Origin of the sequence: Pelomonas margarita, assembly GCF_043555875.1 — a bacterium.
GTDB lineage: Bacteria > Pseudomonadota > Gammaproteobacteria > Burkholderiales > Burkholderiaceae_C > Pelomonas > Pelomonas margarita.
Window position 1 is genome coordinate 62,182 of sequence record NZ_JBIGHW010000011.1, and the last position, 15,262, is coordinate 77,443.

A 15,262-nucleotide genomic window follows, 5' to 3' on the forward strand; every position below is an offset into this window, starting at 1 on the left:
TCAATGGGCGGCTTCGGCGGCGCCAGCCGCGCCACCCATGACCTTCTTGCTCATCCAGACGATGGCCACGCAGCTGAGCAGCGCGAAGCCGAGGATGAGGAAGGCATCGTTGTATGCCATGACAAAGCTGTCGCGGCGCACGAGGTTGTCCAGCGCCTTCAGTGCCATGTCCTGCGCCGTGGAGGCATCAAAGCCCTTGGCCGCGAAGCTGGCCGCCAGCGCCTCCAGCCGCGCCTGCGTGGCGCCGTCGTACAGTGTCACGGCCTCGCCGATGCGGGCGCTGTGCAAGTGCTCGCGATTGGTCAGCAGCGTGGCCAGCAACGCAATGCCGACCGAGCCGCCGAGGTTGCGCATCATGTTGAACATGCCCGACGCGCTGGGCAGCAGCTGGGGCGGGATGCCGCTGACGGCGAAGTTGGTCAGCGTGATCATGATGAGCGGCTGGCCCAGCGCACGCACGATCTGCGCGGCAATCAGCTCGGGGCCGGCCGTGTCGGCGCTCATGTGCGTGTTCATGAAGCAGGACAGCGCGAACAGGCCCAGGCCCAGGCTCATCATCACGCGGTTGTCCAGCCGGGTGGAAAGCTTGGCGGCGAACGGCATGATGAACAGCTGCGGCAGGCCCATCCACATGATGACCAGACCGATCTGCATGGGCGTGTAATTCGCGATCTGGCCGAGGTACAGCGGCAGGATGAAGGCCGAGCCGTAGAGGCCCATGCCGGTCGTGAACGCGATCACCGCCGCGATCAGGAAGCTGGGCCGGCCGAGGATGTGCAGGTCGATGAAGGTGTTCTTGCGCGTCAGGCCGCGCCAGGCCCAGCCATACAGGCCGGCCACCGCCAGTACCGCCGCGCCGACGATGAAGGGGCTGGCGAACCAGTCCTTGGCATTGCCCTCCTCGATCATCGCGGTCAGCGAGCCCAGGCCCAGGGCCATGCACAGGATGCCGAACCAGTCCACGTCGCGCAGCGCCTTGAGGTTCATGGGCTCGCGATCCAGGCCGTAGGCCACGCCGAAGATCAGCAGCAGGCCGGGCACCCAGTTGATGTAGAAAATGCTGGGCCAGCCGTAGAGCTCAGTCAGGTAGCCGCCCACGGTGGGGCCGAGCGTGGGCGCCAGCGTGGCCGTCATGCCGAACAGCGCCAGGCCCACGGGCCGCTTGTTCAGCGGCAGCTTGCGGGTGACCAGCGTCATCGCCATCGGAATCATCACGCCGCCAGTGAAGCCCTGGGCGGCGCGGAACACGATCATGCTTTCCAGACTCCAGGCCATGCCGCACAGCGTGCTGAACACCAGGAACAGCGCGACGTTAACGAGCAGGTAGCGCCGCGTGGAGAACACCATGGCCAGGAAGCCGGCTAGCGGGATGACGACGATCTCGGCGACAAGGTAGGCACTGGAAATCCAGCTGCCCTCTTCCTGTGTGGCCGACAGCGCGCCGAGGATGTCGCGCAGCGAGGAGTTGGTGATGGCGATGTCCAGCACCGCCATGAAGGCGCCCAGCAGGCTGGCCAGCACGGCGATCCAAGTGCGGCCGCTGACGCGCTGGTCGGGCGGCGGTGGGAGGTGGTGGTCGTTACCCATGTCGGTTGTCCGTCGCGAACTGCGGGCCGAGCGCGGGGCCGCTACCAAGCCGGCCCAACAAGGCGATGTGCACGGGCCTCAACGGCGCATGCATTGCCGTACACGCAGGGGATCGACCAACGTACTCATTGGACGAGGGGCACATCAGACTTCGACTTCCACCTGCACGGACAGGCCCGGCACCAGGCGAGAGGCGGCCTCGCCCAGTGCCTTGAGGCTCTCGGGCTCGAACAACAGCTTCACCGGCACGCGTTGGACGATCTTGGTGAAGTTGCCGGTCGCGTTGTCCGGCGGCAGCAGCGCGAAGCTGGCGCCCGAGGCCGGCGCGAAGCTGTCGACCTTGGCGACCAGGTCGTGGCCGGGGAAGGCATCGACATGCACATGCACCTTCTGGCCCGGCTTCATCCTGGCGAGCTGCGTTTCCTTGAAATTCGCGACGATCCAGGTGTCCGCCTCAACGATGGCGGCCAGCTGCTGGCCCGGCTGCACCCGCTGGCCCACCTCCACGGTGCGCTTGCCGATGCGGCCGTCGCTGGCGGCCTTCAGCTCCACATAGCCGAGCTGGTTGTGCGCGTCCTGCAGCTGCGCCTGCGTGGCGAGCTTCTGCGCCTGTGACGACTGGCGCGCGCTCTCTGCGGCAGCCACCGCCTCTTTGGCGGCAGCGGCGCTGGCCTTGCGGGCGGCCACGTCGGCACGGGCCACGTCACGGGCAGCGAGCGCGGCGTCCAGCTCCTGCTTGCTCGTCGCGCGCAGTTCGGCGCCGAACAGCGCCTGGCTGCGTTTGGCGTCCAGCTCGGTGCGGGCCAGCACGACCTCGGCCTGGGCCACCTGCGAGGCGGTGGCCCAGGCCTGCGCCTTGGCCTGCGCGATCTGCGCGGCGCTGGTGGCGATGGCCGCATCGGCCTGCGCCATCTGCGCCTTCAGCCGCTCCACCTGCACGGCAGCATCGGCCGGGTCCAGGCGCAGCAGCACGTCGCCGGCCTTGACCGTGGCGTTGTCCTGCATGCGCATCTCGGTCACGACACCGGCCACGCGCGTGGCGACGGGGTGGATGCGGCCGGCGATGAAAGCGTTGTCCGTCTCCACCAGGTGCTGGCTGCGCCACCACATGCGGCCTCCCAGCCCGATGCCGCCGATCAGCAGCGCGGCGCCGATGACGAGCAGCGGCACGGGCGGGCCGCTCTTCTTGCCGCTCATCGGGCTGTTCTGGTGGGGCTGGGGCGCGGAGGCCTGGCCTTGCGGTGCGTTCATGACAGGGAATCCTCAGGAGCGGTGCGGGTGTTTCGGGGAGCAAGGCGGCCCATGCCGCCGGAATGGAAGCGCTGCAGCGCGGCGACCACCTGGCTCTCGTCGCTCATCGCGAACGGGCCGTGGCGCACCAGCGGCTCGCGCAGCGGGCGGCCGCTGAAGCAGGCCAGGCGCAGCGCCTGCGTGGCCTGCACGCGCATGGCGGCGTGATCGGGCAGATGCCAGGCGCAGCCTGGGGCCAGCGCAAGCGCGCCCACGCGGCCCTCGCCGTGCACGACAAGGGCAAAGCCCTGCTCGCCGACGGCCGGTGCGGTGTCGACATGGGCGCCGGCATCGATGTCCACGATGACCAGCGCCGCCGGCCAGCAAAGGGGCAGCGGCGCGGCACCACCGAACACCTGCACGGCACGCCAGCCATCGCCCTGCCGGCGCGGCATCTGCGCGGCCGCCAGCTGCAGGACCTCGGGCGCGCGCAGCTTTTGGTCGGCCGGCAGGTTCACGAAGATCTGCAGGCCGTGCGCTTCGCGGCCGGGCTGGGCGGGGAATTCGTCGTGCATGACGCCGCGGCCAGCCAGTGTCCAGTGCAGGCCGCCGGGGGCGATCGGGTGCGTGCCGCCCAGCGAATCGCGGCTCACCATGCCGGTGGCCGAGTCGTCGAACAGATAGGTCACGGTCGAGAGGCCGGCATGCGGGTGCGGCGCGAACACCGGCTCGCGCAGGCGGAAGTGGTCGACCTGGATGAACGGGTCCAGCAGCGCCAGCGGCTCGCGCCAGCCCGTGGCCTGGAAGCCGACGCCGATTCGGTGCGGCTGGGCGGGGAGCAGGCGCGGTGTTGACATCGTGCGACGGACTGTAGAGAGTTCCACTTATGGCGCATAGGCGCAAAACTCAAACGCTACGTTCCATAAACGAAACGATACAAACCGAGATGCGAGTCGACGACCTGCTGCTACTGGCCCAGGTGCACAAGGCGGGATCGCTGTCCGAGGCGGCCCGCCAGTTGGGCGCGCCCAAGGCCACGCTGAGCCGGCGGCTGGCGGCGCTGGAGACGGCCGTGGGCGCGCGGCTGTTCGTGCCCGGCGCCAGCCGGCTGACGCTGACCGAGCTGGGCGAGCAGCTGGCCGAACGCGCCGCGCGGCACGACGACGACATCGCCGAGACCCGCCACTGGCTGGCCTCGCGCGACGCCACGCCGCAGGGCAAGGTGCGCGTGTCGGTGCCGGCGGAGTTCGCGATGCTGGTGTTGGCCGACAGCTTTGCCCGCTTCGTGCGCCGCTACCCCAAGGTGACGTTGGAGCTGGACACGACGCCGCGCCGCGTCGACCTCTTCAACGAGCCCTACGACGTGGCCGTGCGCATGGGCCCCGTGGACGAGCCCGAGCTGGTGGCGCGCCAGTTCATGCTGCTGGAGCGCGGGCTGTACGCCAGCCCGGTTTACCTGCACTCGCGCCCGGCGCCTCAGACGCCGGACGAGCTGGCCGCGCATGACTTCGTGCTGCTGAGCCAGGCCCGCGCTATGAGCCGCGTGCTGCACCTCGGCCGGCAGTCGGCCGAGGTGCCGCTGCGCGGCCCGCTGGAGGCCAACTCCATCGGCCTGGTGCTGTCGCTGACGCGGGCCGGTGGCGGCATCGCCAGCTTCCCGTTCGGCATGGTGGCGCCCGACGTCGCCGCCGGCACGCTGGTGCCGGTGCTGCCCGGCTGGTGCTATGAGCCGCTGCCAGTGCACTTGCTGACCGCCAGCAGGCGACTGATGCCCGCCAAGACGCGGGCCTTCATCGACCACCTGTTCGAGACCGCCCCCGACTGGGCGCGGCTGCCGCTGCTCAGCCCGCGAGCAAAGCCAGCAGACCCGCTTCGTCCAGCACCGTAACACCCAGCGTGCGTGCCTTCTCCAGCTTGCTGCCGGCCTCCTCGCCGGCGATGACGTAGCTGGTCTTCTTGGATACCGAGCCGCTGACCTTGCCGCCGGCGGCCTCGATCAGCGCCTGCGCCTCGTCGCGGGACAGCGTGGGCAGCGTGCCGGTCAGCACCAGCGTCTTGCCCAGCAGCGGACGCGGGCGGTCATCGCCCTCGCCTTCGCTTTCCTTCGGCTGCACGCCGGCCGCCAGCAACTGCTCGACAACCTCGACGTTGTGCGGCTGCGCAAAGAAGGTATGGATGCTGGCCGCGACGATGGGGCCAACGTCAGGCACCTCGAGCAGTTGCTCGATGCTGGCGCCCATCAGCTTGTCCAGCGTGCCGAAGTGACGCGCCAGGTCCTTGGCCGTGGTCTCGCCCACTTGCCGGATGCCCAGCGAGAACAGAAAGCGCGCCAACGTGGGCGTCTTGCTCTTCTCCAGCGCGTCGATGATGTTCTGCGCGCTCTTCTCGGCCATGCGGTCCAGCGCGGCCAGCTTGGCGACGCCCAGCTTGTAGAGGCCCGGCAGGCTCAGCACGATGCCCTGATCCACCAGCTGCTCGACGAGCTTGTCGCCCAGGCCCTCGATGTCCATCGCGCGCCGTCCGGCGAAGTGCAGCAGCGCCTGCTTGCGCTGGGCCGGACAGAACACGCCACCGGTGCAGCGGTAGTCCATGCCGCCGCGCTCGCGGGCCGCCGCGCTGTTGCACACCGGGCAGGCGCGCGGCATGTGGAAGTTGGGCACATAGGGGAAACGCTCGACGGGCACCGACCGCGCGCCGGGCCGCTCCCAAGCAAGGGCGGCAGCCCCCTCGGGGGGCGTGCTCGCGTACTCGTGAGCAGGGGGCTCACGGTACCTGCTGACGACCTCGGGGATCACGTCGCCCGCGCGGCGGACGATGACGCGGTCGCCCAGGCGCACGCCCTTGCGGCGCATCTCGAACAGGTTGTGCAGCGTTGCGTTGCTGACCGTCGTGCCGCCGACGAAGACCGGGTCCAGGCGCGCCACCGGCGTCAGCTTGCCGGTACGGCCAACCTGAATGTCGATGGCCAGCAGCGTCGTGACCTGCTCCTGCGCCGGGTACTTGTGCGCCACCGCCCAGCGCGGCTCGCGGGTCTTGAAGCCGAGCTGCTGCTGCTGCGCCCGCGAGTTGACCTTGTAGACGATGCCGTCGATGTCGAAGGGCAGCGCGTCGCGCTTGGCCGCCATGGCCTGGTGGAAGTCGATCAGCCCGCGCACGCCCTGCGCCACCACGCGGTCGCCATTAACCGGCAAGCCGAAAGCCGCCAGCGCGTCCAGCATCGCGGCGTGCGTAGCCGGGATGTCCCAGCCCTGCACCTCGCCCAGACCGTAGGCGTAGAAACACAGCGGCCGCTGGCGCACCAGCGCCGGGTCAAGCTGGCGGATGGCGCCGGCCGCCGTGTTGCGCGGGTTCACGAAGGTCTTCTCGCCCTTCTCGCGCTGGCGCTCGTTGAGGCGCTCGAAGTCGTCACGGCGCATGTAGACCTCGCCGCGTACCTCCAGCACGGCCGGCGCCTCGCCCTGCAGCCGCAGCGGGATCTGGCCGATGGTGCGCACGTTCTGCGTGACGTCCTCGCCCGTCTCGCCGTCGCCGCGCGTGGCGGCCTGCGTCAGCAGGCCGTGCTCGTAACGCAGGCTCATGGCCAGGCCGTCGAACTTCAGCTCGGCGGCGTATTCCACCGGCGGGTCTGTCTCGGCCAGCGCCAGTTCGCGGCGAACGCGCGCGTCAAACGCGATGGCACCGCCCTCGGTAGTGTCGGTCTCGGTCGTGATGGACAGCATGGGCACCACGTGCTGCACCGGCGTGAGCCCGGGCAACACCGCGCCGATGACGCGCTGCGTGGGTGAATCCGCCGTCAGCAGCTCGGGGTGCGCGGCCTCCAGCGCCTGCAGTTCTGCGAACAGCCGGTCGTACTCGGCATCCGGCACCTCCGGAGTGTCGAGCACGTAGTAGCAGTGGGCGTGGTGGTTGAGCTGGGCACGCAGTGCGGCGGCGCGTTGGGCGGGCGTGGCGGAGGCGTCGGTCATCGCGGCATTGTCGCGGGCGACGACGAGGCCGCATGGCCATGCGCCGCCAGAGGGCGTCACCAGCGCCCTTCGACGCCGATGCGACAGCTGCGCGGCAATTCCTCCCAGGCGAAGAGACTGGACTTGGCGGCCAGCCGCGTGTTGGTGACGTTGTCGATGCCAGCGCGCAGGTTCAGGCCATGCCCCAGCGCGACGCTCGCGTGCAGGTTCGCCATCGTGACTCGCGGCACGGCCTGCGGCGGCTGGCCCGCCACCGTGGCGGCCAGGCGCAGGCCGCTCTGCGTCGTCACATCGCCGCCGGCCCGCCAGTCGCCCTGCTGCCAGTCGGCCCGCAGGCCCCAGCTGCGGCGCGCGCGCTTCTCCAGCCATACGCCGTGGTCGTCACGCGCGCTGAGGAGGCCGGCCTGGGCCTGCAGCGTGAGGCCGCCGTGGCGCCAGCCGGCCGCAGCCTCCAGCCCTTGGATGACCGCTGCATCGATGTTGCGGAACTGGTAGGTGCCGCTGGCCGGCGTGCCACTGAGCCGCACCGGCACGATGAGATGGCGCACGCGGTTGCGGTAGGCCGTCAGCGAGGCGCCGGTTCCGGCGGCATCCCAGGCCAGCGTGGCCTCCACGTTGTCGTTGGTCTCGGCCTTCAGCCCGGCCTGACCGACATAGGTGTTGGGGCCCTCGTCCTCGCGGTAGTCGGGGTTGCTCTGCTTCAGCGTGGGCGCCTTGAAGCCGTGGCCGATGCCACCTTTGACGACCCAACCCGCGCGAGGCTTCCACACGGCGTACAGCCTGGGGCTGAATTCGGTGCCGAAGCGGCTGGCGTGGTCGGCCCGGGCGCCGGCCGTGAGGCTGAGCGCCGGCGTGAGCCGGGCCTCGTTCTGCAGGTAGAGCCCGACATGCGTGGCCCGGGCGAGACCGCCGGGCAGGCCGGCGTTGTCCAGACGCTCGTCGCGCAGCTCCCCGCCTGTCGTCCACAGCTGGCCAGGCCCGCCGGGCAGGTTCGCCTGGCCTTCGAGCACGCGGTCAGTCAATGTGTTGGGGCGCAGCGAAGCGACGCCCTGAGTCTTGATGTTGCTCACGGCCAACCGGTTCTGATAGGCCCGCAACAGGGTCTCGCGGCCCTGGCCCCAATCTGCCTCCCATTGCAGCGCGTGATGGTCGCGGACGAGGTGGTGCAGGCTCTGGTGGTAGCGCCGCAGTCCGGTGCGCTCGCGTGCGTCCAGCCAGCGCTGCTCGTCGCTGTGGCGGCTGTCGACGGCGATGCGCTGGCCGGGCTGGGCCTGCCACTGCAGCTTGAGCGCCGCCTCGCGCGGCTGGCGGCCTTCGACGGCGCTGACGCGGGCGTCGGTGATGGACGGCGTCGCCGCCCGGCGCGCGTCGCTCAGGGCCAGGCCGAAGTCCAGCCCGGGCGCCAAGCTGCCGCGTAGCGCGCCGCCCAGCCGATGCCCGTCGCCACTGCCGCCACTGCCGCCGCTGCCGCCGCTGCCCTGGCGGCCCTCGACGAAGGCGCGGGCCTGCAGGTCGCCGGTCAGCGGCTGCGTGATGACGTTGATGACGCCGCCCAGCGCCTCGGCGCCGTACAGCACGGACATCGGCCCGCGCACGACCTCGATTCGGGCGATGTCGACAGCGGCGGTCCAGTCGAGCTGGAAGTCCGAGGCGCCCACGAGCCCGTCACTGGCCGAGACACGCTGGCCGTCCACCAGCACCAGTACATGGCGCGGGTCCATGCCGCGCAGCGACAGCGACTTGCGCCCGCCGGTGGGGCGCCCGAAGCTCGCCACGCCGGGCTCCACGCGCAGGGCCTGCAGCAGGTTGTCGGTGCCGCGCTCGGCCAGGGTCAGCGCGTCCACCACCGTCACGGCGGCTGGCGCGTCGGCCAGCGGGATGGCGTGCCGCGTGGCGCTGACCACCACGCGCTCCAGAGACTCGGGGGCCGCGTTTGCGCTCGTGAGACCTGACAGCGCCAGCACTGCGGCGGCAGCCAGCGGCGTCGACCGGCAGCAACGAAGGAATGGGGCATGCGCAGGGAGGGTGTTCATGGCCGGCAGCCTCGGCCCACGCGCAGGCCGGCGCCTTGACCGGGTTCAAGTTCACGGCCCGGCGGCGCGCGACCGCCATGCGGTTTGCGCTGGATCAATACCGCCCGATATGCGGCAAAACTTGAACCGGTTCAAGGAAGACATCAGCGCCGACTCCGAGCATGGCCGCACCGACCACTGAAGGAGCACTGATGAGAACCGCCCTCCCCCGCGCTGTTGCCTTGGCTGCCAGCCTGGCCCTTGCTGCGCCGCTCGCCGCCTTTGCCCAAGGGGCCGCGGACGCCGCCAAGAAGGACGTGCTGCCCGCCGAGGTGAAGTACCACTCCGGCCCTTCGCCCGTGGGCGCCGTGGCCATGGTGGAAAGCCGCAACCCCAAGGCGCCTGCGATGACGCAGGCCGAGTTCGACGCGGCGCGCCGCATCTACTTTGAGCGCTGCGCCGGCTGCCACGGCGTCCTGCGCAAGGGTGCCACCGGCAAGGCGCTGACGCCCGACATCACCACCGCCAAGGGCACGGACTACCTCAAGGTCTTCATCGCCTACGGCAGCCCGGCCGGCATGCCTAACTGGCAGACCAGCGGCGAGATGACTGAGGCGCAGGTCGACATCATGGCCCGCTACATCCAGCACGAGCCGCCGACGCCGCCCGAGTTCTCCATGGCCGACATGAAGGCGACGTGGAAGGTCATCGTGCCGCCCGAGGCGCGGCCGAAGAAGAAGGAGAACAGCTTCAACATCGCCAACATCTTCAGCACCACGCTGCGCGACACCGGCGAGGTGGCGCTGATCGACGGCGACACGAAGAAGATCATCAACATCGTCAAGACCGGCTACGCGGTGCACATCTCGCGCACGTCGGCCTCGGGACGCTACCTGTACGTGATCGGGCGTGACGCCAAGATCAACATGATCGACCTGTGGATGGCTATTCCCGACAACGTGGCCGAGGTGCGCGTCGGACTGGAGGCGCGCTCGGTGGACACGAGCAAGTTCAAGGGATTCGAGGACAAGCTGGCAATTGCCGGCAGCTACTGGCCGCCGCAGTACACGATCATGAAGGGCGACACGCTGGAGCCGCTGAAGATCGTCTCCACGCGGGGCAACACGGTGGACAGCCAGGAGTACCACCCCGAGCCGCGCGTGGCCTCCATCGTCGCCAGCCACTACAAGCCCGAGTTCGTCGTCAACGTGAAGGAGACCGGTCAGACGCTGCTGGTGGACTACAGCAGCGTGGACGCGCTGAAAGTCACCACCATCGGCACCGCGCGCTTCTTGCACGACGGCGGGCTGGACGCCTCGCACCGCTATTTCATGGTGGCCGCCAACCAGAGCAACAAGATCGCGGCCGTCGACCTGAAGGAAGGCAAGCTGGCCAAGCTCATCGACGTAGGCAAGATCCCGCACCCGGGCCGCGGCGCCAACTTCGTGCACCCGCAGTTCGGCCCGGTCTGGAGCACCGGCCACCTGGGTGACGACACCATCTCGCTGATCGGCACCGACCCCGTCAAGCACCCGGCCCAGGCCTTCAAGGTGGTGGCGACGCTGAAGGGCCAGGGCGGCGGCTCGCTGTTCCTGAAGAGCCATCCCAAGAGCCAGCACCTGTACGTGGACACGCCGCTGAACCCCGACCCGGCCGTGGCCCAGTCGGTGGCCGTCTACGACATCAAGGCGCTGGACAAGGGCTACAAGGTGCTGCCCATCGCCCAGTGGGCCGGCCTCAGTGACGACGGCGCCAAGCGCGTCGTGCAGCCCGAGTTCAACAAGGCGGGCGACGAGGTGTGGTTCTCGGTCTGGTCCGCCAAGGACAAGCAGTCGGCCTTGGTCGTCGTGGACGACAAGACCCTCAAGCTCAAGGCCGTCATCAAGGACCCGCGCCTGATCACGCCGACCGGCCACTTCAACGTCAACAACACCCAGTACGACGTCTATTGACCTCGCCTGGCCTCGCGCCAGCACCGGCCCGGCCTTCGAGCCGGTGCTGGCGCCACCTCACGGAGGAACATATATGCGACCCCGATTCGATCTCCTGCTCGCCGGCCTGCTGACGCTGGCGACCACCGCGGCATGGGCCGGCCCGGCCGATGCGGCGCTGGCCAAGGCCGGCTGCGTGGCCTGCCACGCACCGGACAAGAAGCTCATCGGCCCGTCCTTCAAGGACATCGCGGCCCGGTACAAAGGCCAGAAGGACGCGCCCGCGCAACTGGCCGACAAGGTTCGCAAGGGCGGCAAGGGCAGCTGGGGGCCCATCCCCATGCCGCCCAGCGGCGAGGACAAGATCAGCGAGGCCGACCTCAAACTGGCGCTGGACTGGGTGCTCAGCCAGTGAGCGCGGCCACCCCGCCGAGTGCGGCGGTGATCATGACCTGGTCCACGCGGTAGCTGTCCACGTCCACCACCTCGAAGCGCCAGCCCTGCCATTCGACGACGTCGGTGCGGCGCGGGATGCGGCGCAGCATCACCATCAGGAAGCCGGCCAGCGTGTCGTAGGTGCCGGCGTTGGGCCAGTCGGCGATATCCAGTGCCCGGGCGACATCGGGAATGGGTGTGATGCCGTCTGCGAGAAAGGAACCGTCCTCGCGGCGCACGATCTGCTCCTCGTCATGCGGCGCCACCAGCGCGCCCATCACCGTACTCATCACATCGTTGAGCGTCACGACGCCCACCACCAGGCTGTACTCGTTGACGATGACGGCAAAGTCTTCATGCGCCTCGCGGAACTGCGTCAGTACCTCCGACAGCGTCAGCCGGTCCGGCACGATGAGCACCTTCTTGACGATGACGCCACCGTCCTCGCGCAGCGACAGCGGCTCGTCGCGCAGCACGCGCTGGAACAGGTCGGTCGCGTCCACATAGCCGGCCACGCGGTCAATGTCGCCGCCGTCGCAGACGAGGTAGGTGGAGTGCGGCGTGTCGGCGATGCGAGTGCGGATCAGCGCGTCATCGTCGTCGCGCGAAAAGAACACGATGCGCTCGCGGTTGGTCATCACCGTCTCGACGGTGCGGGTGTCCAGCTCGAACACATTGGCGATGACCTGCTGTTCCTCGCCCGCCACGACGCCGGCCTGGTAGCCCGCCTCGGTCAGCGCCAGGATGTCGCGGTGGCTGATGGTCTCGTCGCGCTTGGCCGGCAGGCCCAGCAGCCGGATCAAGCCCTCGGTGATGCCGCTGAAGGCCCAAGCCAGCGGCTTGAGCAGGCGGCACAGCAGCAGCATGGGCCCCACCAGCGCCATCGCGACGCGCTCGGGCTCGTTCATGGCCAGGCGCTTGGGCACCAGGTCGGCCATGACGATGAACAGCGCCGTGATGGTGGCGAAGGACGCCGCGAAGCCCAGCGTGGCCGCCAGCTCCGGCGCCACCACGACGCGCAGCGCCGCCTCGAAATGCGGCGTGAACGCGCCCTCGCCCACGATGCCGGCCAGGATGGCCACGGTGTTGACGCCGATTTGCACGACGGTGAAGTAGTCCCCCGGGTGCGCCTGCACGGCCAGCACCTTGGCCGCGCGTGCATCACCGGCATCGGCGCGCTGCTGCAGGTTCAGCCGGCGCGACGCGGCCAGCGACAGCTCGGCCATCGAGAAGAACGCGCTGGCAGCAATCAGGAGCGCAAGCAGCAGCAGGCTGTTGGTCAAGCCGGGCACCGAGGGATGTCAAAAATTCAGTTTAGCCGTCGCCTTGAGGAGCGCCTGACGGCTGAACGTCCAGCAGGGCCGCCGCGTCCCGCGCCGGCAGGGGGCGCGCGTAGCCGAAGCCCTGCATCATGTCGCAACCCCAGTCACGCAGGCAGCGCTCCTGACGGTCGTCCTCCACGCCCTCGGCGACCACCGTCATCCCCAGGCTGTGTGCCAGCTGGATGAGGGCTTGCACGATGGCGGCGCCTTCGTCGTCCTGTCCGAGATCGCGAATGAAGCTGCGGTCGATCTTCAGCCGGTTGATCGGGAAACGTCTGAGATATGCCAGGCTGGAGTAGCCGGTGCCGAAGTCGTCGATGGCCAGATGCAGGCCCAGGCGCCGCAACTCGGCCATTTTGGCGATGGTGGCCTCGGCGTCGTCCATCATCGCGCCTTCGGTGATCTCCAGTTCGATGCGATGCGGGTCCACCCCGCTGTGGTCCAGCGCCTCGTGCACCATCGCCATGAAGTCGGGATGCTGGAATTGGCGCGGTGAAATGTTGATGGCCATCACCGGCTTGCCAAGGCCGGCGTCGTGCCATGCCTTGGCCTGGCGGCAGGCTTGTTGAAGCACCCATCGCCCGATCGGCACCATCAGGCCCGACTCCTCGGCCACCGGGATGAAGCGATCGGGCGGGATCAAGCCCTCCGGGCCGCGCCAGCGCAACAGGGCTTCGAAACCCGTCAACTGGCGCCCCTGCAGATCGCACTGGGCCTGGTAGAAGAGCTCGAACTCCCCCTTGTCCAGCGCTTGCGACAGCCGCGCTTCCATCAGCAGGCGGTCCTGCTGCTCCAGCATCAGCTCGTCCGTGTAGAGCACGGCGGCGTTGCCGGGCTGGCGCTGGGCGTGGCGCATCGCCAGCTGGATGGCCTTGGCCACCTCGGCCAGCCGCCTGCCGTGCCGAGGCAGCTCCGCGGCGCCAATGCTCAGCGTGACCGCCAATTCCTGGTGCTGCACGAGGAAGACCGGCTGCATCGCCTGCAGCAATTCGTCCAGCAGGCCAGCCAGTTGCGCACCGCCGGCCAGCGCCGGCAGCGTCACGCCGAAAGACAGCCCGTCCAACCGGTACAGGCACCCGCCCTGGCGTTCGACGATGGGCTTGAGCCTCCCTGCCACCTGGCACAGCAGTTCGTCCCCCACCGCATGCCCGAGGCTGCCCATGATCAAGCCCAGGCGCTTGATGACGATGCCCAGCCCCGTGAAGCCCTGGCTCTCCAGCGTTCTCGCGTCGCGCTCCAGCGAGCGCCGGTTGGGCAGGCCGGTCACGCGGTCATGCAGGCTGACGTGGGCCAGCTCTGCGTTGTGCTGCTGCAGCGCCAGGTTGGCCTTGCGCGCCCGCTGGTGCAGGGCCACCGTCAGTATCACGACGACCAGCATCGCCACCGCCAGGCCCAGGGTCAGGCGACGTTCGCTGTCATGGCGGGCCAACTGGTTGGCCTGCAGTTCGTTGTCGTGCGTCAGCGCCTCCAGCGCTCGCTGGCTTTGCTCGAAGCTGGAGCGTCGCTGCAGGTCCAGCACGGTGCTAACCCGGTCATTGCGCACCAGTTCCGCCTCCAGCCCGAGGGCTTTGCGCGACTGGCGCAAGGCACCGGCAGCGTCGCCCAGTTCATCCAGCAATTCGGCATGGCGGTTGAGCTGCTCCAGCAGCCTCACCTTCAGTCCCTGCTTCTCGAGCGAAGCCAGGCCTGCGTCCACCAGCGGCGCACCGGCAGCACGCCGCCCCAACCCAAGCCTGGCCAAGCCCACACTGATGCGGGCCAGGTCCACCGCTTCTGCCCCCGTCTCCTCGCCGGCCAGGCGCAGCGCGCGTTCGGCATAGCGGAGCGCGGCATCGAACTGACGCGCGCTCAGGTGCAAGTCGGCCATCTGCTGCTGTACCTGCGCCTGGCTGCCCGCCCAGCCGGGCGTCCCCACGCTGCCGGCTGCGGCGCTGGCGGCTGGCGCCAGGGCGCGGGCCAGTTGCTCGGCCTGGTCATGGGCCAGATCACCGGCCGCCTGCCGACCCGCCTCTTGCTCGGCGGCAGCCTCGATGAGCTTGGCGGCCAGTTGCAGCGGCAGCACGCCGGCATGCCCGGCCAGGCGGAAAGCCTCCTGGGCGTCCGCCCGGGCGCTGTCCACATCGTGCAGCGCCAGCCGCAGCGGCGCCAACCCGATGCGCGCCTGGGCGCTGCGCCGCGCATGGCCCTGGGCCTGGGCGGAACGGTCCGCCGCCTGCAACAACGCCACCGCTTGCTGCAGGTGGCCAGTCCACACGTTCAGGTCGCCCGCCGTCATGAAGACCCAGTAACGGAGCGCCTCGTCTTGCGTCTTTTCCGCCCAGGGCAAGGCCGCCGATATCCACTCGTGCGCAGCACCCAGACGGCCGGAAAACTGCAACAGGGTCGCCCGCAAGGCAAAAGCCGAGGCCATGGCTGCGGCATTGCCCTCGCGCTCGCCGAGATCGATGAGTTCAGCCGTGGCGGCATCGGCCACGGTGAGCTGGTCCAGGGAACCATGGGCAAAGCCCCATGCGGCCAGGAAAGCCCGCAGGCCGTCGCCTCCGGCAGCGCGTGCCTGCGCTTCCAGCGGGCGCAGCCGCGCCACGACCTCAGCCGGCTCGCTGCCGTAGCTGGATTCGATGGCATCGATCTGTTGAGCCAGCGTCGGCGCCGCCCACGCTGGCAAGCCTCCCAGCGCCAACAGCCAAGCACACGCCCACAGCCCGATGCGGCGAGCGGTGACGTGAAGTGCGTTGGCGAGTAAGAGGTGACGGCTGCTGCGCATCAGGCCGGTAGAGCCC

10 protein-coding genes are annotated in these 15,262 nt (G+C 69.5%); 3 read left to right on the forward strand and 7 right to left on the reverse strand.

What is annotated here, in order from left to right:
* From ACG0Z3_RS18055 to ACG0Z3_RS18065, 3 genes are all read right to left on the reverse strand, one after another.
* Positions 1–1,587, reverse strand: a complete 1,587-nt coding sequence (locus tag ACG0Z3_RS18055; RefSeq protein ID WP_394400002.1) for a DHA2 family efflux MFS transporter permease subunit — start codon at positions 1,585–1,587, stop codon at positions 1–3.
* Between the two features lie 144 nt (positions 1,588–1,731).
* The gene (locus tag ACG0Z3_RS18060) at positions 1,732–2,838 is read right to left on the reverse strand and encodes an HlyD family secretion protein (RefSeq protein WP_394400004.1); all 1,107 of its coding nucleotides are present in this window, start codon (positions 2,836–2,838) and stop codon (positions 1,732–1,734) included.
* Positions 2,835–3,674, reverse strand: a complete 840-nt coding sequence (locus ACG0Z3_RS18065) for a pirin family protein (protein WP_394400006.1) — start codon at positions 3,672–3,674, stop codon at positions 2,835–2,837. Before ACG0Z3_RS18065 ends, ACG0Z3_RS18060 begins: the two co-directional genes overlap by 4 nt.
* An 89-nt stretch (positions 3,675–3,763) precedes the next feature.
* Between ACG0Z3_RS18065 and ACG0Z3_RS18070 the strand changes: the two genes are divergently transcribed.
* On the forward strand, positions 3,764–4,705 hold the full coding sequence (locus ACG0Z3_RS18070) for a LysR family transcriptional regulator (protein WP_394400008.1): 942 nt from the start codon (positions 3,764–3,766) through the stop codon (positions 4,703–4,705).
* Here ACG0Z3_RS18070 and ligA read toward each other — a convergent pair.
* Together ligA and ACG0Z3_RS18080 are read right to left on the reverse strand one after the other, a co-directional pair.
* Positions 4,659–6,782, reverse strand: a complete 2,124-nt coding sequence (ligA, locus tag ACG0Z3_RS18075; protein WP_394400010.1) for an NAD-dependent DNA ligase LigA — start codon at positions 6,780–6,782, stop codon at positions 4,659–4,661. The two genes, ACG0Z3_RS18070 and ligA, sit on opposite strands and share 47 nt — an antisense overlap.
* A 56-nt stretch (positions 6,783–6,838) precedes the next feature.
* Positions 6,839–8,815: a TonB-dependent receptor plug domain-containing protein gene (locus ACG0Z3_RS18080; RefSeq protein ID WP_394400012.1), complete on the reverse strand. Its 1,977-nt coding sequence runs from the start codon at positions 8,813–8,815 to the stop codon at positions 6,839–6,841.
* Positions 8,816–9,006: 191 nt separating this feature from the next.
* On the opposite strand from ACG0Z3_RS18080, the gene ACG0Z3_RS18085 reads away from it, so the two are divergent.
* Both ACG0Z3_RS18085 and ACG0Z3_RS18090 read left to right on the forward strand, forming a co-directional pair.
* Entirely contained in the window at positions 9,007–10,746 is a 1,740-nt protein-coding gene (locus ACG0Z3_RS18085) for a cytochrome D1 domain-containing protein (RefSeq protein ID WP_394400014.1), read from the forward strand.
* A 73-nt stretch (positions 10,747–10,819) separates the two neighbouring features.
* Positions 10,820–11,140 (forward strand): c-type cytochrome, encoded by a 321-nt coding sequence (locus ACG0Z3_RS18090; protein ID WP_394400016.1) that lies wholly within the window; start codon positions 10,820–10,822, stop codon positions 11,138–11,140.
* On the opposite strand, the gene paeA is transcribed toward ACG0Z3_RS18090, so the two are convergent.
* Both paeA and ACG0Z3_RS18100 read right to left on the reverse strand, forming a co-directional pair.
* Positions 11,130–12,443, reverse strand: a complete 1,314-nt coding sequence (gene paeA / locus ACG0Z3_RS18095) for a polyamine export protein PaeA (RefSeq protein ID WP_394400017.1) — start codon at positions 12,441–12,443, stop codon at positions 11,130–11,132. The genes ACG0Z3_RS18090 and paeA overlap by 11 nt on opposite strands.
* A 31-nt stretch (positions 12,444–12,474) precedes the next feature.
* Positions 12,475–15,147 carry an EAL domain-containing protein gene (locus tag ACG0Z3_RS18100; RefSeq protein WP_394400019.1) on the reverse strand — a complete coding sequence of 891 codons (2,673 nt, stop codon included), beginning with the start codon at positions 15,145–15,147 and terminating at the stop codon, positions 12,475–12,477.
* Positions 15,148–15,262: the final 115 nt, after the last annotated feature.

Excerpts from the sequence above, each read along its gene's own strand:
- ligA (WP_394400010.1), bottom strand. The coding sequence starts at position 6,782 with ATGACCGACGCCTCCGCCACGCCCGCCCAACGCGCCGCCGCACTGCGT.
- ACG0Z3_RS18085 (WP_394400014.1), top strand. The coding sequence starts at position 9,007 with ATGAGAACCGCCCTCCCCCGCGCTGTTGCCTTGGCTGCCAGCCTGGCC.
- ACG0Z3_RS18055 (WP_394400002.1), bottom strand. The coding sequence starts at position 1,587 with ATGGGTAACGACCACCACCTCCCACCGCCGCCCGACCAGCGCGTCAGC.
- ACG0Z3_RS18060 (WP_394400004.1), bottom strand. The coding sequence starts at position 2,838 with ATGAACGCACCGCAAGGCCAGGCCTCCGCGCCCCAGCCCCACCAGAAC.
- ACG0Z3_RS18080 (WP_394400012.1), bottom strand. The coding sequence starts at position 8,815 with ATGAACACCCTCCCTGCGCATGCCCCATTCCTTCGTTGCTGCCGGTCG.
- ACG0Z3_RS18065 (WP_394400006.1), bottom strand. The coding sequence starts at position 3,674 with ATGTCAACACCGCGCCTGCTCCCCGCCCAGCCGCACCGAATCGGCGTC.
- ACG0Z3_RS18070 (WP_394400008.1), top strand. The coding sequence starts at position 3,764 with ATGCGAGTCGACGACCTGCTGCTACTGGCCCAGGTGCACAAGGCGGGA.
- ACG0Z3_RS18090 (WP_394400016.1), top strand. The coding sequence starts at position 10,820 with ATGCGACCCCGATTCGATCTCCTGCTCGCCGGCCTGCTGACGCTGGCG.